Source organism: Bradyrhizobium sp. 14AA (assembly GCF_054185205.1).
In genome coordinates, this window is the sequence record NZ_JAVAYM010000006.1 from 296689 (window position 1) to 319030 (window position 22342).

Below are 22342 nucleotides of genomic sequence, written 5' to 3' on the forward strand. Positions count from 1 at the left end.
CGCATGACGATACGGTCTGCGCGTCCCGAAGACGCCGATTTCATCGCAGGAATCATTCTGTCATCGATGCGCGGCTATCGGTCGCGCGGCTGGTTCGACGTCGCGCTCGGCTGGTCCGATGCGCAGTGCCGCGATTTCATCGCGCGCATCGCGGTCGCACGCGCGGTGTCGATGTGGCATGTGTCGCAATTCCTGGTCGCCGAGGTCGATGGCAAGCCGGTCGCCGCACTTTGCGCCGTGCCTGCAGCGGACACCGGACCCGCGGCCTGGCGCGCGATCGAGGAGGTCGGTGCCGTGATGGGGCTCGCTGCTTCGGAGCTGAACGCCATCCGCCAGCGCGGCGCCTACACGCGCGCCTGCTGGGTTCAGGGCGGCGAGGGCGACTGGATGATCGAGCATGTCGCGGCCGATCCCGCCTACCGCGGCCGTGGCCTGGTGCAGGCGCTGATCGCGCATGCGCTGGACAAGGGGCGTGCGGCCGGATTTGGTCGCGCGACGATATCGTTCCTGATCGGTAACGATGCCGCCGAGCGCGCCTACGCCAGGGCCGGCTTTGTTTTGGCGGAGGAGAAGCGCGATCCCGCTTTCGAGGCGATCATCGGAGCACCGGGTTTTCGCATGTTCGCGCGCGCGATTTGACGTGTCCGTAGCCCGCATGAGCGAAGCGATATGCGGGTCCTCCGCGGATGTCGCTTCGCTCACCCGGGCTACGCGGCGATAATCTTGGCTACGACCTCGCCGCCCACACCTTGCCCCATCGCGCCGACACGCTCGCGACCCATGAGGGCTCCTCGCGCACCAGGCGGAAGCCGAGATTGGCGGGCGGCACGCCTTGAGCGCAGCCGCCGGCGCGGGCGTCGCGGATGAAATCGGTGACGTAGGCGCGGTGAGCGCCCTCGGCGACGCGCACGCCGCAGTTCACGGTCGGACGGCCGGCATTGCCGGTGCCGTCGACGCGCGAACGCACGAAGCAGGTCGAGGTCCACTCCCAGACATTGCCGGCGAGATCTTCGATGCCGTACTCGTTCGGGCCGAACTTGCCGAACGGATAGGCCGCGGTGTCGAAGGGATCACGCTCGGATTCACGCTCGTAGCGGCTGATCCAGCGCTTCGAAGGATCTCCTGCGTCCACCGGCGCTCCGTCATCCTTGAATCTGGAGCCCGCCGCAAAGGCCCATTCCGCGTCACTCGGCAGGCGGTAGTGCTGGCCGGTCTTGCGCGACAGCCAAGTGGCATAGGCCTCGGCATCGTGCCAGTTCACCTGTACCGCGGGACGATCGATCGCGATCGCCACGCCGCGATCGAGCGCGCGGCAGCCGCCGTCCTGCACGCAAAGCTGATAGTCCGCTGACGAGACCTGATTACGCATGACATGCAGCGGCTTGGTGAATCGCATCGCGCGCAGCGGCGCCTCCGCCTGCTGTCCGCCGCGCGTGAAGTCGCCGGCTTCGCGATAGGAGAAGCCGGTCGGTGCGATCCTGATCATGGCCGGCTCCGTCGCCGTGCCGCGCACGGCGATGTCCGAGACCAGGGGCGCCACCGCGATCGGGCCCGCGAGCCCGGCGGCGCAGGCCAGCAGCAGTTTCAGCTTGAATGCGATCAGCATGGTCGTCCCCCGAAAGGAAGAAGGGGCCGGTGATCACCGGCCCCTCGTCGCGTCTAGTTGGTCGCGGCCGGTATTTCAGCAGGCGCCTTCACCTGCATCATCAGGTCGTCGTTCCACTTGCCTTCGACCTTGAAATGCGCGGTGGCACCGAGATCGGCGGCCTCGATCAGATTGTGCGTGACATAGGCGTAGATGCCGGGCTGCATGAACTTGTACAGCGCAGCTCCCGCCGAGCCGCCGCGGATGAACCAGGTCTCGAGCCCGGTCTCAGGCGCGTTGGAGAACTTGCCGGTCTCCCAGACGTAGTCGCCATGGCCGCCGATCAGATGCGGACGGCTGTCGCGATTGGCCTGCGAGTGCACGATCAGCACGTTCTCGCCGACATTGGCGGTGAGCGCATTCTTGCCGGTGAGCGCGCCGACCTTGCCGTTGAACACGACATGGGAGGGGATCAGCTTCTTCATGACCTCTTCAGTGTCGGTGAAGGCTTCGCCCGGCGATTCATAGGACTTGAAATTGCCCTTCTCGTCGCGCGGCACATACATGTCCTGCTCGCCGACATAGTAGACCTTGTCGTATTTCAGCGGGTGGCCCTTGCCGTCGTTGAGGCCGTCGCGCGGCAGCACCATCACGGCGCCGTTCATGCCGGACACGACGTGCCAGGGGATCATCGGGCCGCCCGGAGCGCAGTGATAGACGAACACGCCGGTCTTGGTCGCCTTCCAGCGCAGCACGACCTGTTCGCCGGGATTGACCAAAGTGAGCGCGCCGCCGCCGAGCGCACCGGTCGCGGAATGGAAGTCGATGTTGTGCGGCATGGTGTTGGTCGCGGGATTGACCAGCGTCGTTTCGACGTAGTCGCCCTCATGTACGACCATCAGCGGGCCCGGCATCGAGCCGTTGAAGGTCATCGCCTGGAAGGTGGTGCCCTTCTCGTCGATGACGACCTTCTTCTCTTCGATCGTGAGCTTGAACTCCACGATCTTGGGGCCTTGCTTGGTCGCCTGCTCGTGCGCATGCACGAAGGGGGGAGCAACCAGCTCGACCTTCTGGCGTGGCAGTTTGAGATCTTCGGCAGCGAACGCGGGGGTCGCCAGCATGAGGGCGGTCGCGGCGGCGCTGATCAGTGCGGCTCTGCGGGTGAACATCGGAAGCATCCTTCATCTGAAATGGTTTTGATGACGGATGCAGTCTGCGCTTGTTGCGGCAAGAGTGTTTGCGCTGCGACAAGCTTTTGCCGGATTCGCCTCCGCAGCAGTACTTAGGTGCCTCAACGGAGCAGAATCGGTGACACCACTTTGACCGCGTCGGAGGACGTGATGTGGATGTCGAGGCCGAGCGACCAGCGGCCGGACAGCGGTGCCGACATCCTGACCCGCCACTGATCGTTGCCGACGCGTTCGGCGTTTGCGGTGATCGGCGCGACGCCGTTCTCGGGGTTGCCGAGCGTGACCGCAACCGCGTCGGCGCTCAGCGGCAACTCGTTCGCATCTTCAAGTTGGATTGCGATTTCGACCGGACCAGCGCGTCCGGGCGAGACCGTGACATTCGCCATCGCCTTTTCGGCATGGAGGTGCGTGAAGAAGCAGTCGTCCGCTTCGGATGTCGCCGCCGGAGCCGCCGCTGGCGCGGCGCGATGCGCGGGCTCCGCTGCTGCCGTGCTCTCGGCCCTTTCGGGACCCACCGCGCCAATGGCCTGCACGTCGAGCGTCACTTTGACTTGGCCGGCGTGCTCGAAGGACAGTGTCACGGGCATCTGGTCGCCGACATGAAGCGGCGCATCCAGGCCGATGAACATCAAATGTCCGCCGCCGGGCGCAAGCGTGACGATCTGTCCGGGTGCGATGACGAGCCCCTTGTCGAGCGGCCGCATGGTCATGACGCCGTCGCTGACGGCCATCTCGTGGATCTCCGTTCGAAGCGCATGCGCGGCTGACGCGGCCTGCAACCGCTCCGGTGCGCGGCCCCTGTTCTCGATCGTCAGATAGCCGCCGGCGACCTTGGCTCCGCCGGGTGTCGCGCGGCTCCAGGCCCTGGTGATGACGAGATCGCCGCTGGTCGCGTCGGCGGCGAGGGCGGGCGACCAGACAACGCATGTCAGGGCGACCGCGCCGGCAAATGCGCTCTTGGATGAGATCATGTCGAGGCCTTCGCGAAGACGCGGCTAGAGGAGATGGATGGCAAGCCAGACCGTTGCCCAGATTGCCAGCGACAGCACGGCGAAGACGGCGATTGCGGCGGCCAGGGCGCGCACGACGCCGGCCGGGGCCGATGCAGCCGGGACCGGCCGGAAGTCGTCGAAACGCGGAATATGACCGCGGACGTCGAGCAGCGAGAGAATCAGTTCGAGTACGAGAAGCCTCATGGCAAACGCTCCGGATCGCCCTGCGAATTGCCCATGATCATGTCTCGAAGCCGGCTGCTGCGCTTTGCGCGAGCGCAATGTTTCCGGCGCCCCCCAGGTCCCGACTTTGCGCGAGCGCAAGGTCGCTTCCGCAGACCCGGGCTAGTTTAAGCCATTCCGCGACTTGCCGTGATGTCTGCATGCGGCCAAAATTTACGAATGGGTAACATATGAGAGTCGATCTCGCAGCGAGCTACGGCGAGGAACGTCTGCCGCGCTACACCAGCTATCCGACCGCGCCGCATTTCTCCCCGGCGATCGGAGAGGGCGCCTACGCCCGGTGGCTGGCGGAGCTCCCGGCGGCGGCCAGCGCCTCGCTCTATCTGCACGTGCCGTTCTGCCGCGAGATGTGCTGGTATTGCGGCTGCCATACCCAGATCGTTCGCCGCGACGAGCTCATCGCGGGCTATCAGCGGACGCTGCGCAGCGAGATCGTGCAGGTCGCCGAGACCATCGGTCGCCGCATCAGGGTCGAGCACATCCATTTCGGCGGCGGCACGCCGACGATCATGGCGCCGGAGGCCTTTGCGGAGTTGATGGCGACGATGCGCCAGGCGTTCTTCGTGCTGCCGTCGGCCGAGATCGCGGTCGAGATCGATCCACGGACGTTGACCGCCGACATGGTCGAAGCCATGCGGCTTTCCGGCGTCAACCGCGCCAGCCTTGGCGTGCAGAGCTTCGATCCCGTCGTGCAGCGCGCGATCAACCGCGTGCAGAGTTTCGAGCAGACCGCTTCCGTCGTGGACATGCTCAGGGGCGCCGGCATCGCGGGACTCAATTTCGATCTGATCTACGGGCTGCCGCACCAGACCGTCGCCTCCTGCCTCGACACCGTTCGGCGCAGCCTCACCCTTGGACCCGACCGCTTCTCCGTATTCGGCTATGCGCACGTGCCGAGCTTCAAGAAGCACCAGCAGATGATCAACGAGGCCGTGTTGCCGGACGGCCTCGCGCGCCACGACCAGGCCTGCGCGATCGCGAATGCGTTGAAGGAGGCCGGTTACGTGCAGATCGGGCTCGATCATTTCGCGCGGCCCGGCGATTCCATGGCTGTGGCCTTTGAGGACCGGACACTGCGGCGCAATTTTCAGGGTTACACCACCGACAAGGGCGAGGTCCTGCTCGGCCTCGGCGCGAGCGCGATCGGGCACCTGCCGCAGGGCTATGTCCAGAACGAGGTGCAGATCGGCGCCTATGCGCAGAGCATCGCCGCCGGCCGCCTTGCCACGGCGAAGGGCTATGGGCTCACCGACGACGACCGGCTGCGCGCCGACATCATCGAGCGCATCATGTGTGAGTTCAGCGCCGATCTCGGCGACATCTGCGCGCGCCACGGCGCGGAGCCGAAGGCGATGCTGAAATCGGCGTCGCGTCTGAAGCCGCTGATCTCCGACGGCGTCGTGAGGTTGGACGGCGACCGCCTCGCAGTCGCAAAAGACTCGCGCTTCCTGGTCCGCAGCGTCGCCGCCGCGTTCGACGCGCATCTGGATCCGGCAAAGCAGCTGCACAGCCGGGCGGTGTAGCCCTGTTATTCCGGGGCCGCGCTTTGCGCACTGCGGAATGACGACATGCTTGCGCTTCAACAAAGAGATCGCCGCCCGCTCCGCTATCGTCGCTTCGGAACGGAGTTGTCCATGCCTTTTGGATCCGACGATCTGGTCGATGACATCATGCGCACGGCGCCGCACACGATCCGCGTGTTTCTCGCCTTCAGGATGGCTTGTGTCGGCTGTCCGATCGCAACCTTCCACACGGTGGATGACGCCTGCCGCGAGCATGGCATCGACCGCGAAAAATTCCTCGCCGCGCTGTGCGATTGCGTGCCGGCGTGAAGCGGTCTGGAATTCGCGCTGGGCGCGCGGATTCCCGGGTGAGGGAGCGCCTCCGCCGTAAGTGGAGGCGCCCTCACTCCTGACTTCAGAGGTCGGGGAAACGTCCTGGCGCGGCTGTCACGCCACGCCACTGTCGGGGCTGCGCTCCGCCAGCACGACGATCCCGTGCGGATCGCGCAGGATGATGCGCTGACGGCCGCTCTCGACGAGACCCTGGCTCTCCCAGCCGCTGAGGATGCGGCTGACGGTGTGCAGCGTGGTGCCGGTCATCTGCGCGATGTCCTGGCGGCTGATCGGGAAGTCGATCTCGATGCCGTGGTCGAGCTTCTTGCCGGACTGCTTGGCAAGGCGCAGCAGCGCATGCGCGACGCGCTGCTCCACCTGCTGGGTCGACATCTCCAGGATGCGGGTATGGCTCTCCTGGAGCCGCGTGCCGACGGTCTGGAGCGTGTTGGCGGCAAGCGCCGGAAACCGCTCGACCAGCCGCGGCCAGGCCGTGGTCGGCCAGACCAGCACCACGCTGTCGTCGACCGCCATCGCGGTCGCCGGATAGCGGGCGGCCCCGATCGCCATCGCGAGCCCAAATGTCTCGCCGGGCGCGACGTAGCGCACCACGATCTGCTCGCCGGTCGGTGTGGTCTTGGCCGCGCGGACATGGCCGTGCAGCAGCAGGAAGAAGGATTGCGCGTCCGCGCCCTGCTCGAAAATGGCACTGTTCTTGGGATAGCGCGCCGAGCGGGCCTCGCGCAGGATCTCATCGAGGTCCTCCGGCTTGACGCCCCCAAACAGCGGCAAATGCGCAACCAGCGATGTGTCGACCTTGGCCATTCTGCCTCCTTGGCATCAGGGAGTGTGATGGCACCTGCAATCGTCCTGGTGTTTGCGATAGCTCAAAACGGGCCGGCCGGGCGGCAGTATTTTTCCAGACGACGGTTTGAATTTGATGGAGTGACCCATGGCTGGCGCCCGATCCCGCAACTTTGAGGGCTGGCCGCTGTTTGCGAACAGCTTTCGGCCCTTTTTCCTCCTCGGTGCCATCCAGGCAGGGCTATCGATCCTGGCATGGCTGCCGATGTTCTATGGCGAATTGTCGGTAAGTTCCGCCTTCGCGCCCCGTGACTGGCACGTCCATGAGATGCTCTACGGCTTCCTGCCGGCGGTGATCACCGGGTTCCTGTTCACGGCGATCCCGAACTGGACCGGGCGGTTGCCGATCCAGGGCCCCTCATTGGGCGCGCTGGTGACGGTCTGGCTCGCCGGGCGCATCGCGGTGACCCTGTCTGCCGATATCGGCTGGGCGTTCGCACTTGCCGTCGATGCCGGCTTCCTGGCACTGGTCGTCGCCGCTGCAGCGCGCGAGATCATCGCCGGCGGCAACTGGCGCAACCTGCCCGTGGTGGTGCTGGTTCTCGTGCTGCTCGCCGGCAACGTCGCCTTTCATCTCGAAGCGCATTACGAGGGCGCGGCCGATGTCAGCATCCGCGTCGGTATCGGCGTGGTCGTGTTGCTGATCACGCTGATCGGCGGCCGCATCATCCCGAGCTTCACGCGCAACTGGCTGGTCAAGTTCAATCCCGGCCGTCTGCCGGTGCCGTTCGGACGCTTCGACGGCGCAGTGGTCGGATGCAGCGCGCTCGCGCTGATCGCATGGATCGTGGCGCCGCTGAACACGCTCACCGGTGCCGTGATGGCGCTCGTCGGTGTGCTGCACCTGGTGCGGCTTGCGCGTTGGGCCGGCGACCGCACCTTCCGCGAGCGGCTGCTCGTGATCCTGCATGTCGGCTATGTCTTCGTGCCGCTCGGTTTCCTCCTGCATGCCCTGGCGAGCTTCGGCGCGCTGCCGCCGAGTGCCGGGATTCACGCCTGGATGGCTGGCGCGGCCGGCACCATGACGCTCGCGGTGATGACGCGTGCAAGCCTTGGCCATACCGGCCAGGCGCTGACGGCTTCGCCGGCTACGCAAGCCATCTACGCTGCGATCATCATCGCGGCCCTGGCGCGGGTCGCTGCCGTAGTGTTGCCGGCGCATAGCGATGTGTTGCTGCACGTCGCCGCCTGCGGCTGGATCGTCGCGTTCCTCGGCTTTGCCGTCGCGTTCGGCCCGCTGCTTGCCGGCAGTCGCCGGCGCGCACTCGCCGTCATGGGCCTGCCCGTCCCGGCCCGCTGAAGCAAGCGTAACAAACGCCATCGTCGATTCGAACCTGTCATTCGAGGCACGCCTGCTTCTGGTCTGGCGTGGAAACGCGATTGAGGAATGGATCGAATATGATTGGCGAAATCGTTGTGATTGGCGATCTCAAGCTGCGGAATGGTGTCCCTCTCGAAGAGCATGATCGGCTGGGCGAGCGCATGTATGACATTGTCAGCCGTCTTCCAGGTTTCCTGTCGGTCAAGTCGTTCAAGGCGGCCGATGGCGAGGAGTTGACCGTGTTTCGCTTTGCGTCGGAGGAGGCACTCGAAGCCTGGCGCACTCATCCCGAACACGTCGAAACCATGAAACGGGGGCATACCGAATTCTATGCCAGCGGCTTCCTGCAAATCTGTAAGGTCATCCGCGAAGTCGGACCTTTCGAGCATCCCTGACGTCAATCGGCTTCGCTCCGGGGAGTAGACCTCCCGCTAGGGTGAGTATGTCTCTAAGCCGCCGTCGCCGGGCGCACCGCGGTCGGCGGTGCCAGCGGCCGCACGCCCTTGCGCCATGCGGTGATGGTGCAGCCGAAGCGGCCGCGGAACCAGCGCGCCATCGCGCTCTGCGCGGAGAAGCCGAGCTGCACGGCGATGTCGGCCAGCGGCCGGCCGGGGTCGTCGATCAGCTGGATCACGAGATCGGCGCGCTGCGCATCGAGAATGGCCGAGAAGCTGGTGCCCGATGCGGCGAGATGCCGGTGAATGGTGCGGCGGGTGCAGGCGAGATGCTCGGCCACGCGCTCGACCGTGCAGTCGCCGCTGGCGAGCAGCAGGCGCACGACCTCGTCGACCTTCCCCTCCCAGCTCGCGGGCCGCGTTTCGATCGCCTCGATGCGCTTGCGCAGATAGCTCGCGATCAGCGGATGCGCGCTCGGGATCCGGCGCTCCATGTCGTTCGCCGACAACAGGATCGCATCGTCATCCGCGTTGAAAGTCACCTGGCAGCCGAAGAACTCGCGGTAGCGCTTGCGGTCGTGCGGAGGCGGATAATGCAGGTGCACCTCCTGCGGCCGCCAATCGTTGCCGAACAGCGATTGGATGATGCGGTGAATGCTGCCCAGCGCCATGTCGATCGACTGGCGCAGGGCGGTCGGCTGCCGGCCGCGCAAATGCAGCGTGACGGTCACGCTCTGCTTGTTGTGGGTGACGTCGAGCTTCATGCCTTCGTGATGGACATGGATGAAACGCGAGAACGCTTCGATGGCCTCGCCGACAGTTGCCTGCTCGCGCACGATCAGGCCGACCGCGCCGAAATTGGTCAGGCCGCCTCGTTCGGCGAGGCGCAAGCCGAAATCTTCGGCACCGGACGCCTCCGCCGACAATTCGAGCAGGCGGCGCAGACCGGTAACGGCGATGGGTGTGTCGGGCTTGTCGAGGCAGGCCAGCGGCAGCCTGACCTTGCGCATCATTTGCCTGGGATCGAGCCCGACCGACCGGGCCACGTCCGGGTAATAGCTCAAGCCTGCGCTGCGAATGAGGTCGGTCATGCGACCTGTTCCTGCCAGCCATTCCCGCAGATGTCCCGAAATGTAAAGTTTCTGTCCCGATCCGTCAAATCCGGGAACGGGGTGGAACATACATAAGGGAAATCGACGCACGGGCGTGAATGCCGTGCTCATGACGGCGCGAGGCAGGGCGATGGAGCCCCCCCGGCCGTCTCGGATCATTTGACCAAGACATTGCTGGATCGGGATTATGCCGGGGAACATGCTTTCCAAGGGTGAGGTATTCGTCATTGAAACTGACGCCGCCTCCCGCGAACAACTTTCGACCGCGCTCCAACAGAGCGCCTATGACGTGATCTGCTTCGCCGATGGCGCCTCGCTGTTGTCGGAGGCCAAGGCGCGGATGCCGGCCTGCGTGCTGCTGGAGATGCCGCCCGACCACTCCGCCCTCGACGTGCTCAAGCGGCTGCGCGAGGAGAACTGCATGGCGCCGGTGCTGGTGACCTCGGCGAACGGCAGCATTTCCATGGCGGTGGACGCCATCAAGAGCGGCGCGGCCGACTTCATCGAGAAGCCGTTCCGCACCCGTGACGTCGTCGACCGGATCGATGCCGCGATCGACGAGTTCGCGCAGCCCGGCTCGAACCGCCAGCGCTGGCTGCCCGGCTGCGAACCCCTGACGGGGCGCGAAGGCGACGTGCTCGAACACCTCGTCGCCGGCCTGACCAACAAGGAAATCGCCCGGCGCATACATCTGAGCGCACGGACCGTCGAGGGCTACCGCGCCAGCATCCTGAAGAAGGCCGGCGCCAAGAACGTGACCGACCTGCTGCGTCGCATCTTCAGCTGACCGGGCTCCCCCGCGGTGCGGGGCCTGGCGGGACGACATGGCGTTCCGCGGCCTTGGTGCCGCCGCGGCGATGCCCCACGGAAACCTCAATCGAACCGGTTCCTTCCCTGCCGCGTCCAACCATGTTGGCGAGGCATCTTTTCGCGCGTCCGGCTGGTGGCGCGTCGATATCGGCAGGGAGGAATTTCGTGCGCATCATCGCAAAATGTCTGGCAACGACGAGCCTGGTCCTGGTGGCCAATGCAGCGGCGTTGCCGTCGTGGGCCGCCGACGTGGACGCCACATCGGCCATCGACACCGTCACCGTCTATCCCGACGGCGCCACCATTACGCGCGTCATCGCGCTGGACCTCGCCTCCGGTGACAGCACGCTGATCGCCAAGGACTTTCCGCTCTCGCTCGATCCGTCCTCCCTTCGCGTCGAAGGCGAGGCGGGCGCCAAGCTCACCATCGGCACCATCGATGCGCGGCCGCCGCGCGCGGCGCCTCCGGTCAACCTCCCCGAGATCGACAAGCGCATCGAAGCGCTGAAGGACCAGCGCGCCGATCTGCAAGGAGCGATCGACTCGGCGGCCGCCCGGCGCAAATTCGCTCAGCACTTTGCCGAAACGTCGCCCGCCGGCCTCGGCGAGAAGGGTGAGGCCCGGCCGATCACCGAATGGCGCGCGGCCTTTGCCGCGGTCGCCGAGGAGATCGCGACCGCCGATACCACGATCCGCGACGCCACGCGAAAACAGCGCGAGATCGATCGCCAGATCGCGCAGCTCGAAGCCGAGCGCTCGGCCAAGCCGCCGAGCAAGCTGGAAGTGCGGATCGACGTCGCCTCGGCCGCCGCGACCAAGGCGACGCTGCGCGTGACCTATGCGGTGCGCAATGCGCGCTGGATGCCGCTCTACGACGCCCGGCTCGACACCGGCGCCAAGGACCGCAAGCCGCAGCTCGAACTGGTCCGCCGCGCCGAGGTCACGCAATCGACCGGCGAGGACTGGTCGAATGTCACGCTCGGCGTCTCCACCGTCCGTATCGGCCGCGGCGGCAGCGCGCCGGAGCTGAATTCGCTGGTTGTGAGGTATCCGCAACTGCCGAAGCCGCTGGCATTGGGCACGGCGTCGGACATGGCGATGCCCGCGCCCGCGCAGCCGATGATGCGGCAGGCGCAATCTCCGGCGATGGCGAAAGCGGCGGAGCCCGAACTGCGTGAGCGCGCGGACGAGCAGCAGGCCAACGCCGAGATCGGCGATTTCCAGGCCGTGTATCAGATCAGCGGCCGCGTCAGTCTCGGCGCCAATGAGGGCGCCAAGAGCCTGCTCATCTCCTCCATGACGGTGACGCCTGACCTCGCCATCCGAGCTGCCCCGGTCGTGGATCCCACCGCTTACCTCGAGGCGTCATTCAAGCTCGCCGAGGATACCAATCTGCTGCCCGGCAAGGTCGCGATCTTCCGCGACGGCACGTTCGTCGGCCGCAGCAAATTCTCGACCGCCGCGCGGAACGACGCGATCCGGCTCGGCTTCGGCGCCGACGACAAGATCAAGATCGAGCGCACCGTCATCAGGCAGAACGAAGGCACGGCCGGCGTGATCGCGTCCTCCAAGACCGACTCGCGTTCGTTCCGCACCGTCGTTCGCAACGGTCACGACTTCCCGATCCGCATCGCGATCGAGGATCAGCTTCCGGTCAGCGAGAACGAGGATATCGGCGTCGAGATGCTGTCCTCGACCACGCCGCCCACGATCACCAATCTGCGCGACAAGCGCGGCGTGCTGGAATGGGCGTTCGACGCAAAACCCGGCGAGATCAAGGAGATCAAGTTCGCCTGGCGCATCCGCTGGCCCAAGGACAAAGGCATCGTCATGACGCCGGCGGGCTAAATTCCCGCCGCCGGCGCCGCGCGCATCGATTGCGGCAGCACATACGGCACGCCGTCGTCGCCTTGATGCACGACAGCGTCGATCTCGAAGATGTCGCGGATGGTCTTGCGCGTGACGACACCCGCGCGCGGGCCGTCGGCGGCGAGCCGGCCGCCGTTCAGTACCACCAGCCGGTCGGCGAAGCGGATCGCGAGATTGAGGTCGTGCAGGATCGCGATCACGGCCGTGCCGCTGCCAGCGCGGCGGCGCGCGGCCTCGACGAGGTCGATCTGGTGACGCAAATCGAGGCTCGAAGTCGGCTCGTCCAGCAGCAATAGCCCGGGTCCGTGCCCGGCCTCGCCGCAGGCGAGCTGCACCAGAACGCGGGCGAAATGGGCGCGCTGCTGCTCGCCGCCCGACAGCGTCGGCAATTGTCGTCCGCGGAAATGCGTAAGCCCCACCTCGTCCAGCGCGGCATCGACGAGCCTGCCCGTATCGCGCAGGCCGCGATCGCCGGCGCCCATCAGCACGATCTCCTCGACCGTGAAGGGGAAGGTGACGTTGATATGCTGGGACAGCATGGCGCGGCGGGCGGCAAGCTCGCGCGGCGTGAAGCTGCTGATGTCGCGCTGCTGCAGCCGCACCTCGCCTTCGCTCGGGCGGAGATCGCCGGAGAGCAGCCGCAGCAGGGTCGATTTGCCGGCGCCGTTCGGGCCGATGATGGCGACCATCTCGCCGGCCGCGACCGTCAGGTTCACGCCGTCGAGCAGCGTCGCGCGGCCCGCGCGCTTGCTCAGGGCGCGCGCCTCGATCAACGCGCTCATAGCGAGGCGAGCCCGCGCTGCCGCAGCAGGATGCCCAGAAAGACCGGCGCGCCGACCGCCGCGGTCAAGATGCCGATCGGCATTTCCGCGGGGGCAACGATGGTGCGCGCCAGCGTGTCCGCGCCGACCATCAGGATAGCGCCGAGCAGCACCGAGGCGGGCAGCAGCAGGCGATGCGCCGGCCCGATGATGAGGCGGAGCAGATGCGGCACCACGATGCCGACGAAGCCGATCACGCCGCTGATCGACACCGCAACGCCGGTCATGGCGGACACCATGACGATCGAGATGCGCTTCAGGCGCTCGACGTCGACGCCGCCGTGAAAGGCGTCGGCCTCGCCAAGCACCAGCAGGTCGAGGCCGCGTGCGACGAAGGTGCAGGCCGCGAGCCCGACAAGGAGGACCGGGGTGAGCACGGCCGCCTTGGTCCAGGTCGCGCCGCTCATCGAGCCGAGCAGCCAGAAGGTGACGTCGCGGAGCTGGCGGTCGTCGGCGATGAAGATGAGCAGGCCGATGCCGGCGTTGGCGATGGCGGTGATGGCGACGCCGGCGAGCAGGAAGATCGCGATCGAGGTTCGCCCCGAGCGGCTCGAGATGCCGTAGAGGATCGCGGTCGTTGCCAGTGAACCCGCGAAGGCCGCGAGCGGCAACAGCTCGGTCTGGAGGAAGCGCAGCGCCTCGCCGAAGCGGGAATCCGTAAAGACGATCGCGCTTGCGGCTGCGAGCGCGCCGCCGCTGGAGACGCCGACCAGAGCGGGATCGGCGAGCGGATTGCGGAACAGTCCCTGCATGATCGCGCCGGCCGCGGCGAGCAGGCCGCCGACCATCGCGGTCGCCGCGATCCGGGGAATGCGGATCGACCACAGCACGAGCTGATCGCGCGCCGTCATGGCCGTGCTTTCTCCGGCCAAGCCCAGCGCGGCAGGCAGCCGTGAGAGCGGGATGCCGGCCGCGCCGACCGTCAGCGCGACGATGGCAATGGCCCCGAGCGTTGCGGCCAGAAGGGGAATGGCGATCGTCGCGGACCGCCACCCTGCGCGGGCGCGTGGCCGCGGGCTATCGCCTTCGGTCCCGATCGCCACGCTCATTGCCGGCAATTCGCCGCCGACAGAGCCGACGTGAAAGCGCCGCGCTCGGCCAATGCCGGATAGAGCTTGACGGAGAGATCGCGCGCCGCTGCCGCGGTGCGCGGCCCGAAGCCAAGCAGATAGAGCCCGTCCATCGTGATGACGCTCTTGTTGGCCGCAACCGGCGTCAGAGCGAAGCCGGGATGCGTGTAGACTGCATCGGCTTGCAGCGAATCCCTGCCGCGCTCGATCGAGAGCACGAATTCGGGCTTGGCCGCCACGATCGCCTCGTCGCCGATGATCTTGTAGCCGTCGTAATCGTCGACGGCATTGGCAGCGCCGGCAAGCTGGATGATCTCGTCGGCCGCGGTCTTGTGACCGGCCACCATCGCGCGCCCGTTCTGGAGCGACATCACGAACATCACGCGCACCGGCCTTTCCACCTTGGCGCGCAGCGTGCGGAGCTGGGCGAGATCGGCGCCGACCGCGGCGCTGAGGCAATCGGCGCGCGCATCGACGCCCATGGCATGGCCGACCAGCTTGATCTTCTCGATCAGGCCGTCCTCGGAGAAGGTCTCGGGCACCAGCACCAGCGGCACCTTCGCCGTCTCCAGGATGTCCATGGTCTCGCGCGGGCCCGATCCCTGGATCGCCAGGATCAGCGTGGGGTTGAGGCCGAGCACGCCCTCCGCGGAGATCTGGCGCATGTAGCCGACATTGGGTTTGTCGTGCAGCGCCGCCGACGGATAAAGGCTCGTGGTGTCGACGCCGACCAGCCGGCTTTCGAGACCAAGCGCATAGAGGATCTCGGTGATGGCGCCGCCGATCGAGACGGTGCGCGCAAAGTCGGCGATGGCGACATCACGATTGCGCGCGTCGTGCACGGTGACGCCGGCGGCGTGCGCGGCGGACGCGAGCGCGACCGTACCGGCGAGCAGGAGATGGGTGAAGGTGCGACAAAATGTCATTGCAGGTTCACTTGGTCAGGATCAGCTTGTTCTGCGAGGTCAGGCGGAGGCGATAGCTGTCCTCGCCATGCGCGATGATGATCTCGCGCTCGGCCGCAAACAGCTCGCGGCTGTCGATCCGGCTGCCGCGCATGGTCAAGGTTCTCGTTGCTGCGGAAGGGCTTTGTGTCGGCCCAGCCGCGTCGCTGCCGTCTCCGGACGCTGCTGACATTGGTGGTGCGATGCGCTTTCGAAATTTCAGATGCTGCTTGTTTGTATAGGCGGCGCGAGGCGCATTCCAACGGCAGCAATTTACAATCGATATAAACTGCAACCTGATGTCATTGACCGTCAGAGTGTTGCCACGTAACCAATTAAGGCAGCGGGCGGCATGTCCGCTCCTTAAGAAGATCAGCCAGCCAGTCGTTCGCTTTGCGAACGCACGCCAGCCAAACGACCTAAAAAACTAGAGTGAAGTGCAGGCTGGGGCTGATATGGCTGACGGGGCTAGGTATTCGCGCGCCCTGATTTTGGGCGCGTCGGTGGTTTCATTTGCGGCAGTGATGACGGAGAGTGGTCTCGCGCAGACTGCGTCGCCGCAGGCTGAGAGTGCGTCGTCGGAACGGCCGAAGCAGGCCAAGCGCAAGCCGGCCAAGCCGCAAGTTGCGCAGCAGGCAACGCCCGAGGCCATGAACGCCCGCGCGCAGGCCGGCGGCGCCGCGCCCGTTCAGACGCTGGACGCGATTACGGTTGCGGCAACGAAGATCGAGGAACGCGCTATCGACTCGCTCGCGCCGGTCAGCACCGTGACGCTCGAAAAGATCCAGGGGCTCCAGCCCAACCGGCTGTCGGATGTTTTCTACGCCATTCCCGGCGTGTCGTTCCAGGAGCGCGGCGACGATCCCGCGACCGTCATCAACATTCGCGGCTTGCAGGAGTTCGGGCGCGTCGCGGTGGTCGTCGACGGCGCGCGGCAGAACTATCAGCGCACTGGTCACAATGCCAGCGGCTCCTTCTTCCTCGATCCCGAACTGGTCGGCGGCGTCGACGTCGTGCGCGGACCGACCGCCAACATCTACGGCTCCGGTGCGATCGGTGGCCTCGTCTCGTTCCGCACCAAGGACATCGAGGACGTGCTGCGCCCCGGCGAGCGCTGGGGCGTGGATCTCTCGGGCTCCTATGGCTCCAACAACAATCGCGGCCTCGGTTCGGTGTTCGGCGGCGTACGCGCCACGCCCGACGTCGATATCTTCGGCGGTGCGGTCTACCGCACCCAGGGCAACTACAAGGACGGTAACGGCACCGAGATCGGCAATACCGGCAATCAGGTCGAAAGCGGCCTGATGAAGCTCACGGTGCGTCCTGCCCTCGGCCACGAGGTCAAGTTCGGCGCCGTCTTCCAAGACTATCAATACGACATCGGCCAGTTCAATCGCGGTCCGACCACGAGCCCGGCGTTGATTGCGCTGAATCGCGGCTCGTCGGTCTACGCGTCCGACGCCAAGAACTACACCGGCACCATTACCTGGAATTACGCGCTGCCGAGTGACAATCTGTTCGACTGGCACATGTCGGTCTACGGCAATCGCACCGACAACGATCAGACCAAGACCTATCACTACGGTACGGCGCCGTCGGCCTATTGCAACGGCGGCTTCGGCAACAACGTCTCGGGCTGCGTCGGCGACAAGCGTGGCTATGTCCTCAACACGTACGGTATCGACGCGAACAACACCACGCGATTCAACGTCGGTGACTGGCGCAATGCGCTCACCGTCGGCGTCGACGCCTTCCAGGACGATGTGATCACGACCGACAGCCGCGGCAACTCCAACATCACCACGCCGAGCGGCATCCGTACCGTGTCGGGCGGATTCCTTCAGTTGAAGCAGAACTACAGCACCTGGTTCGAGGCGGTGAGCGCGATCCGCTACGACCGCTACGATCTGGAATCGGGCAAGACCAACGGCAGCGGCGACCGCTTCTCGCCGAAGATCACTCTCGGCGTGACGCCGGTTCCGGGATTCCAGCCTTATGTGAGCTACGCAGAAGGCTATCGTGCCCCGTCGATCACCGAGACGGTGATTTCCGGCGCGCATGCGACCGGTGGCGGACCGGCCTTCTTTGTCTGTCCCGATGGCACCAGCGGCATCTTCTGCTTCCTGCCCAACCCGAACCTGCGTCCCGAGGTCGGCAAGAACAAGGAAGTCGGCATCAACCTGAAATACGACAACATCTTCACCGCATCCGACTCGTTCCGCGGCAAGATCAACCTGTTCCGCAACGACGTCAGCGATTACATCGATCTCGTCCCGTTCGGCTTCACGTTCTTCCCGGGAGTTGGCTCGTTCGCTCAGTTCTACCAGTATCAGAACATCGCGCAGGCCCGCATCCAGGGCTTCGAAGCGGAGACGATGTACGATGCCGGCAACTGGTTCGTCGGTGTCGCCGGCCACTACATCCAGGGTAAGAACGCCGTAACCAATGTCGGGCTCGCGACCATCACCCCGCGCAAGGTCGTTACGACCGGTGGTGTCCGCCTGCTCGACCGCACGCTGATCCTGACGGCGCAGTGGGCCTCGTTCGGTCCCAACAACGATGTGCCCGCCGGCTATCTGCCGGCGACCGGATACGAGCTGGTCAACCTGTACCTGACCTACAACGCGACCAAGGACATCGTGTTCTCGGCCTCGATCGACAATCTCTTGAACCAGTACTACCGGCCTTACGCCATTCCCGGCACCTCGGCTGACGGCACCACGCAGAATGACGTGCTGTGGTCGAGCCCGGGACCGGGCAGGGTCTACAAGGCGGGCATGAAGATCCATTTCGGAGGTGCGTAAGCGCAGGCATCGCAACACCGCTAATTTCGCCGGGCCGCGCTGATGCTCCAGCGCGGCTTCGGCGCGTTTTCGTCTTGATCAGAAGGAGAGACTTTTATGTTCATCGCTATGAATCGTTTCCAGGTGAAGAAGGGCGCGGAGACTGCCTTCGAGACGGTCTGGGCTACCCGTGAATCCTATCTCGGCAGCATGCCGGGTTTCGTCGAGTTTCATCTCTTGAAGGGCCCGGAGGCCGAGGACCACACGCTCTATTCGTCGCACACCACCTGGGTCGACAAGGCGGCGTTCGAGGCCTGGACGCGCTCGGACCAATTTCGTCGCGCCCATGCCCGCGCCGACAATCCGACCGGCGAGAGTCTCTATCTCGGTCATCCCAAGTTCGAGGGCTTTGAGGTGATCCAGAGCGAACGCAAGGCCGCGGCCGCCTGAGGCGGCGCACGAAAGGAGCCGGACATGCTGAGCACCGATCTTGCCGAACTCAGGGCCTATATGGCCGATAATCCCGGCGCGGTGATCGAGGACGTTGCGCGGGAGCGCAAGGTCTCGCCGCGTGCGGTGATCGAGGCGCTGCCATCGTCCATGGTGCGCGTTGGTGGCGGCGAACATTTCGCCGCTGCGATGCAGGACATCGCGCAATGGGGCGAGGTCACGCTGATCGTGCACACCGATGACGCGATCTTCGAATTCACGGGCAGCATTCCCGCGGGCGAGATCGGCCGCGGCTATTTCAACCTGATGCAGCCGAAGGGATTGCACGGCCATCTGCGCCATGAGCGCTGCGCGGCCGTTGCTTTCGTCGAGCGGCCCTTCATGGGCAAGACGTCGGCCTTCGTCGCCTTCGTCAACGCTGATGGCGGCATCATGTTCAAGGTGTTCGTCGGCCGCGACGAGACCCGGGCGCTGCGTGGCGACCAGCTGGCGCGGTTCCGGCCGTTGGCGGACCGGATCGCGGCTGTCGCGTAGCTTCCCCCACTTCCTTCAATCCGTCGGGAGATCAGGATGCAGGGCAATTTTCGGCTTGGGCAGGTGATCGTGACAATCGCGCTGGCGCTCACGCCGGCGCCGGCCTTCGCGATCGATGAGGCGCTGCTGCCGCGCAATCTGTCGCCCTGGGGCATGTTCCTCGGTGCCGACATCGTCGTGAAGACGGTGATGGTGGGGTTGGCCATCGCTTCGCTGGTGACGTGGACGGTGTGGCTCGCCAAGTCCATCGAACTGCGCCGCAAGGGCGCGCTTGCCTTGCAACGCACGCGCGCGCTCGAGGGCAATATCAAATTGGCGGAGGCGGCAGAGCGCATTGGCGATGCGCATGACGCCGTAGCCCAGCTCATCCAGTCCTGCGCGAAAGAGGCCGAGCTCTCCGGCGGCGTCCTCGACGACGGCCTCCAGGAGCGCGTGGCGTTGCGGCTCGAACGGGTCGAAGCCGCGATGTCGCGGCAGATCGCGCGCGGCACCGGCGTGCTCGCCACCATCGGCGCCACTGCGCCGTTCGTCGGCCTGTTCGGCACGGTCTGGGGCATCATGAATTCGTTCATCGGCATTTCCGAGAGCCACACCACGAGCCTCGCCGTGGTCGCGCCCGGCATCGCGGAGGCGCTGCTCGCGACCGCGCTCGGCCTCGTCGCCGCGATCCCGGCGGTCGTGATCTACAATCATCTGGTCCGCGGCATCGCCAATTACCGTGCGCTGCTTGGGGACGCCTCAGCGCAGCTCATGTTGCTGGTGAGCCGGCAGCGCGACCACAGGGAGTTTCGTCTGGCGCGGGCGGCGGAGTAGGCCATGGCCGTGAAGCTCGGCGCACGTACCGGATTGTCGCGCAAGCGCGGCGACCTCGACGATCTCGACGTCACCCATGAGATCAACGTCACGCCGTTCATCGACGTGATGCTCGTGCTCCTGATCATCTTCATGGTGGCCGCGCCGCTTGCCACCGTCGACATCGGCGTCGAACTGCCGGCGACCGCGGCCGAGCCGCAGCCGCGGCCGGACAAGCCGACCTTCGTGACGGTGAAGCCGGATCTCACAATTGCTGTCGGCGAGGACACAATGGCCCGCGAGGGTCTCGTCACTGCGCTCGACGCCGCCACCAAGGGCCGCAAGGACGAGCGAATCTATCTGCGCGCCGACAAGGCGGTCTCTTATGGCGACTTGATGGAGGTGATGAACACCCTGCGCAATGCCGGCTACCTCAAGGTCGCCCTCGTCGGCCTCGACGGACACAACTGATGTCTGCGAACGCCTTTGCCCTGCACGAACCGCTTGGCGAGCGCGAAACCGCGCGCTGGGGCGTATCGGCTATGGTGATCGTGGCGCTGCATCTTGCCGCCGCGCTGCTCGCGATGAATTGGCTGCAGCAGGTGCCGGACCAGGGCGTCAACATGCCGGCGATCCTCATCGACATGACGCCGGAGACATCGGCGCCGCAGGCGACGCCGCTCGATATCGCGCCAGGACCGCTGATGCAGCAGGCGGATGCGTCGCCGCCGGAGTCGGTGCAGCAGCAAACCCTCGAGGAGATGATCCCGCCGACGCCGCCGCAGGAAAAGCCGGACGTGGTGGCGCCGCCCGAGCAGAAGCTCGAGCCAAGCCCGCCCAAGCCCGAGCCTGCGAAAGTCGAGCCCGTGGAGAAGCCGGCTCCGGTGAAGCCCAGGGTGGTGCGCCCGGACGCCCGGAAGCCGTCGGAGGCGCCGCCCGCCCCCCGCACCAGCGCGCCGCCGCGTGCGGAGCGCCAGGCTCCACTGGCCTCCGCCGTGAGTGCGGGCGCGGTCGCTTCGGCAATGGCGACCTATTACCAGCGCGTCCGCGCGCACCTCATGCGCTTCCATCAATATCCGGCAGGTGCCAATGGTCAGAAAGGTGTCGTCAGGCTGAGCTTCACGCTCGGTCGCGGCGGCCAGGTTCTGTCCAACCGCGTCAGCGGATCGTCGGGCGTTGCGGCGCTCGACGCCCAGGCCACGGCGATGATGCGTCAGGCCCAGCCATTTCCAGCAATGCCACCCGAGATCACATACGCGACGGTCCCCATCAACATCCCGGTGATCTTCGGGAGGTGACCGAACTCCTCTCCCGCGCAAAGCGGGAGAGGAGGAGAGTGCGTCGGCTTACTTCGCCTTCAGGAAGTCGGCGACCTCGAGCAGCATGAACTCGTCGTCGTCGGCCTTGTTGGGATCGCGGCTGGACGAGAACGGCAGATTGTTGTCGTTGCCGACGATGATGTGGGTGTCGTCGACGCGGTCGACGTTCTCGATGGTGAAGAACGGGAAGGTATAGACACCGTCATTGAGCGGCTTCGTCGCCTTCTTGTCGGGATCCCTGATCTTCATCAGATCGATATAGCCGATCTTGCGGACGGGCTTGCCGACATTGGCCTCGGTCAGCTCGATCTTGTAGACGCGCTTGAACTTGGCGAGATCAGGGAAGCAGTTGTCGCCGCGGGTGCCTTGCGGGCAGGCCTTGTCGGCCGTGCCTTCGCCGTTGTCGCGCTCGATGATGAGGCCGGAGGCCTGATCGATCATGTTGAAGTCGCCGATGGCGTTGCCGTTCTGCTCGAACACGTACTGCCAGTAGCGGCCGGTGAACTTTTCCGCGGCGACGTCGAATTCGAGGATACGGGAGGCTTCCTTGCCGTCGACCTTCTCCCAGTCCTTCTTCTCGGCGTCCCACAGCGGGCCCTCGAGCAGGCCGTAGAGGAATTTGCCGTCCTTGGACGAGGCAAAGCCCTCATAGCCCTTGGAGCGGCGGAGGTTGACGTTGGTGTAGGTCGCGCCCGGAGCGCCCGGGGTCGCCACCGCCCAATTGTCCGGCGAGCGCACCGGCTTGCCGTCGGCAACCGTCTCGAACACGCCCAGGATCTTGCCTGATTTGTCGGCCTTCAGGATGTAGGGGCCGAACTCGTCGCCGATCCAGAAGGTGTCGCCGATGATCTGGAAACCCTCGGTGTCGAAGTCGGAGCCGGTGAGGTAACGCCTCTCGGTGTCCTCGTGCACGATGCGGAAAGGCACGCGTCTGTCGGGATCGTGCAGGAAGATGGTCTCCAGGCGCTCGATCTTGCCGCCGGCCCAATCCATCTTGTAGCGGTTGAGGTACAGCATCGAGTCCGGCGAATTGGCGCGCGCGCCCATGCCGTTGTCGGTGATGACCCAAAAGCTGCCGTCGGGCATGGTCTTGATGCCGGAATGGCCCTGCAGCGGCTGCCCCTTGAACGGCAGCGACACGCCGGTCGCGCGCTCAAAGGACTTGCCCATCACGGTGCCCAGCGCGTCGACGCGCTTGCCGGTGGTGTATTTCCCTGATGTCTTGAGATCGGCGGGGACATCGGCGGGCGCGTCGATGAACGTTGCGGCCGGCATCACCACGTGGCCGGCGAGCTTGGCCGGGAATTCACCTTCGCTCTGCGCGAGCGCCGTGCTCGCGGTGAGAATGATCGTTGCGACGGAGCTGAGAAAAATCGCGCGCATGTGCGTCTCCTGTTGGCGGACGCACGCCTT

The 22342-nt window shown here is 65.8% G+C and carries 24 protein-coding genes; 13 read left to right on the plus strand and 11 right to left on the minus strand.

Annotation, left to right across the window (positions count from 1 at the left end; all coding sequences use genetic code 11):
• The first annotated feature begins 3 nt into the window (after positions 1-3).
• Complete coding sequence (locus RAD15_RS14620; protein WP_458178509.1) at positions 4-639, plus strand: GNAT family N-acetyltransferase; 636 nt, start codon at positions 4-6, stop codon at positions 637-639.
• 88 nt (positions 640-727) lie between these two features.
• On the opposite strand, the gene RAD15_RS14625 is transcribed toward RAD15_RS14620, so the two are convergent.
• The 4 genes from RAD15_RS14625 to RAD15_RS14640 form a co-directional block, all read right to left on the minus strand.
• Entirely contained in the window at positions 728-1606 is an 879-nt protein-coding gene (locus tag RAD15_RS14625) for a formylglycine-generating enzyme family protein (RefSeq protein WP_458178511.1), read from the minus strand.
• Positions 1607-1659: 53 nt separating this feature from the next.
• Positions 1660-2754 (minus strand): copper-containing nitrite reductase, encoded by a 1095-nt coding sequence (gene nirK / locus RAD15_RS14630; protein WP_458178513.1) that lies wholly within the window; start codon positions 2752-2754, stop codon positions 1660-1662.
• Between the two features lie 122 nt (positions 2755-2876).
• The gene (locus RAD15_RS14635) at positions 2877-3746 is read right to left on the minus strand and encodes a copper chaperone PCu(A)C (protein ID WP_458178515.1); all 870 of its coding nucleotides are present in this window, start codon (positions 3744-3746) and stop codon (positions 2877-2879) included.
• A 24-nt stretch (positions 3747-3770) separates the two neighbouring features.
• Positions 3771-3971: a hypothetical protein gene (locus RAD15_RS14640; RefSeq protein WP_458178517.1), complete on the minus strand. Its 201-nt coding sequence runs from the start codon at positions 3969-3971 to the stop codon at positions 3771-3773.
• Positions 3972-4180: 209 nt separating this feature from the next.
• Between RAD15_RS14640 and hemN the strand changes: the two genes are divergently transcribed.
• The gene (gene hemN, locus RAD15_RS14645) at positions 4181-5533 is read left to right on the plus strand and encodes an oxygen-independent coproporphyrinogen III oxidase (protein WP_458178519.1); all 1353 of its coding nucleotides are present in this window, start codon (positions 4181-4183) and stop codon (positions 5531-5533) included.
• Between the two features lie 111 nt (positions 5534-5644).
• Positions 5645-5842, plus strand: a complete 198-nt coding sequence (locus tag RAD15_RS14650; RefSeq protein WP_458178521.1) for a DUF1858 domain-containing protein — start codon at positions 5645-5647, stop codon at positions 5840-5842.
• A gap of 117 nt (positions 5843-5959) precedes the next feature.
• Here the strand turns inward: RAD15_RS14650 and RAD15_RS14655 are convergent, their stop codons facing one another.
• Entirely contained in the window at positions 5960-6670 is a 711-nt protein-coding gene (locus RAD15_RS14655) for a Crp/Fnr family transcriptional regulator (RefSeq protein ID WP_458178523.1), read from the minus strand.
• A gap of 127 nt (positions 6671-6797) precedes the next feature.
• Between RAD15_RS14655 and RAD15_RS14660 the strand changes: the two genes are divergently transcribed.
• Entirely contained in the window at positions 6798-8009 is a 1212-nt protein-coding gene (locus RAD15_RS14660; RefSeq protein ID WP_458178525.1) for an NnrS family protein, read from the plus strand.
• Positions 8010-8107: 98 nt separating this feature from the next.
• Positions 8108-8425, plus strand: coding sequence for an antibiotic biosynthesis monooxygenase family protein (locus RAD15_RS14665; protein WP_458178527.1), 318 nt, complete (start codon positions 8108-8110; stop codon positions 8423-8425).
• Between the two features lie 53 nt (positions 8426-8478).
• Here the strand turns inward: RAD15_RS14665 and RAD15_RS14670 are convergent, their stop codons facing one another.
• A complete protein-coding gene (locus RAD15_RS14670; protein WP_458178529.1) occupies positions 8479-9516 on the minus strand; it encodes an AraC family transcriptional regulator in 1038 nt (345 codons plus the stop codon).
• 208 nt (positions 9517-9724) lie between these two features.
• Between RAD15_RS14670 and RAD15_RS14675 the strand changes: the two genes are divergently transcribed.
• Both RAD15_RS14675 and RAD15_RS14680 read left to right on the plus strand, forming a co-directional pair.
• A complete protein-coding gene (locus RAD15_RS14675; protein ID WP_458178531.1) occupies positions 9725-10324 on the plus strand; it encodes a response regulator transcription factor in 600 nt (199 codons plus the stop codon).
• 188 nt (positions 10325-10512) lie between these two features.
• Positions 10513-12195 carry a mucoidy inhibitor MuiA family protein gene (locus RAD15_RS14680; protein ID WP_458178533.1) on the plus strand — a complete coding sequence of 561 codons (1683 nt, stop codon included), beginning with the start codon at positions 10513-10515 and terminating at the stop codon, positions 12193-12195.
• Here the strand turns inward: RAD15_RS14680 and RAD15_RS14685 are convergent.
• The 4 genes from RAD15_RS14685 to RAD15_RS14700 are packed head-to-tail and all read right to left on the minus strand — an operon-like array spanning position 12192 to position 15244.
• The gene (locus tag RAD15_RS14685) at positions 12192-12998 is read right to left on the minus strand and encodes a heme ABC transporter ATP-binding protein (RefSeq protein ID WP_458178535.1); all 807 of its coding nucleotides are present in this window, start codon (positions 12996-12998) and stop codon (positions 12192-12194) included. The two genes, RAD15_RS14680 and RAD15_RS14685, sit on opposite strands and share 4 nt — an antisense overlap.
• Complete coding sequence (locus tag RAD15_RS14690) at positions 12995-14086, minus strand: FecCD family ABC transporter permease (RefSeq protein WP_458178537.1); 1092 nt, start codon at positions 14084-14086, stop codon at positions 12995-12997. Before RAD15_RS14690 ends, RAD15_RS14685 begins: the two co-directional genes overlap by 4 nt.
• On the minus strand, positions 14083-15033 hold the full coding sequence (locus RAD15_RS14695; protein WP_458178539.1) for a heme/hemin ABC transporter substrate-binding protein: 951 nt from the start codon (positions 15031-15033) through the stop codon (positions 14083-14085). The genes RAD15_RS14690 and RAD15_RS14695 overlap by 4 nt, the downstream gene beginning before the upstream one ends.
• A 7-nt stretch (positions 15034-15040) precedes the next feature.
• Complete coding sequence (locus RAD15_RS14700; RefSeq protein ID WP_458178541.1) at positions 15041-15244, minus strand: hemin uptake protein HemP; 204 nt, start codon at positions 15242-15244, stop codon at positions 15041-15043.
• Between the two features lie 262 nt (positions 15245-15506).
• On the opposite strand from RAD15_RS14700, the gene RAD15_RS14705 reads away from it, so the two are divergent.
• The 6 genes from RAD15_RS14705 to RAD15_RS14730 all read left to right on the plus strand — a co-directional run bounded on the left by RAD15_RS14705 (position 15507) and on the right by RAD15_RS14730 (position 20908).
• A complete protein-coding gene (locus tag RAD15_RS14705; RefSeq protein WP_458178543.1) occupies positions 15507-17855 on the plus strand; it encodes a TonB-dependent hemoglobin/transferrin/lactoferrin family receptor in 2349 nt (782 codons plus the stop codon).
• Between the two features lie 96 nt (positions 17856-17951).
• Positions 17952-18284, plus strand: a complete 333-nt coding sequence (locus RAD15_RS14710; RefSeq protein WP_045002782.1) for an antibiotic biosynthesis monooxygenase family protein — start codon at positions 17952-17954, stop codon at positions 18282-18284.
• 24 nt (positions 18285-18308) lie between these two features.
• Positions 18309-18818, plus strand: a complete 510-nt coding sequence (hutX, locus tag RAD15_RS14715) for a heme utilization cystosolic carrier protein HutX (protein WP_458178545.1) — start codon at positions 18309-18311, stop codon at positions 18816-18818.
• 36 nt (positions 18819-18854) lie between these two features.
• The gene (gene exbB, locus RAD15_RS14720) at positions 18855-19631 is read left to right on the plus strand and encodes a tonB-system energizer ExbB (RefSeq protein WP_458178547.1); all 777 of its coding nucleotides are present in this window, start codon (positions 18855-18857) and stop codon (positions 19629-19631) included.
• Between the two features lie 3 nt (positions 19632-19634).
• Entirely contained in the window at positions 19635-20081 is a 447-nt protein-coding gene (gene exbD, locus RAD15_RS14725; RefSeq protein WP_458178549.1) for a TonB system transport protein ExbD, read from the plus strand.
• Positions 20081-20908 (plus strand): TonB family protein, encoded by an 828-nt coding sequence (locus RAD15_RS14730; protein ID WP_458178551.1) that lies wholly within the window; start codon positions 20081-20083, stop codon positions 20906-20908. Before exbD ends, RAD15_RS14730 begins: the two co-directional genes overlap by 1 nt.
• Positions 20909-20956: 48 nt before the next feature.
• Here the strand turns inward: RAD15_RS14730 and RAD15_RS14735 are convergent, their stop codons facing one another.
• Positions 20957-22312: an esterase-like activity of phytase family protein gene (locus RAD15_RS14735; RefSeq protein ID WP_458178553.1), complete on the minus strand. Its 1356-nt coding sequence runs from the start codon at positions 22310-22312 to the stop codon at positions 20957-20959.
• Positions 22313-22342 lie beyond the last annotated feature (30 nt).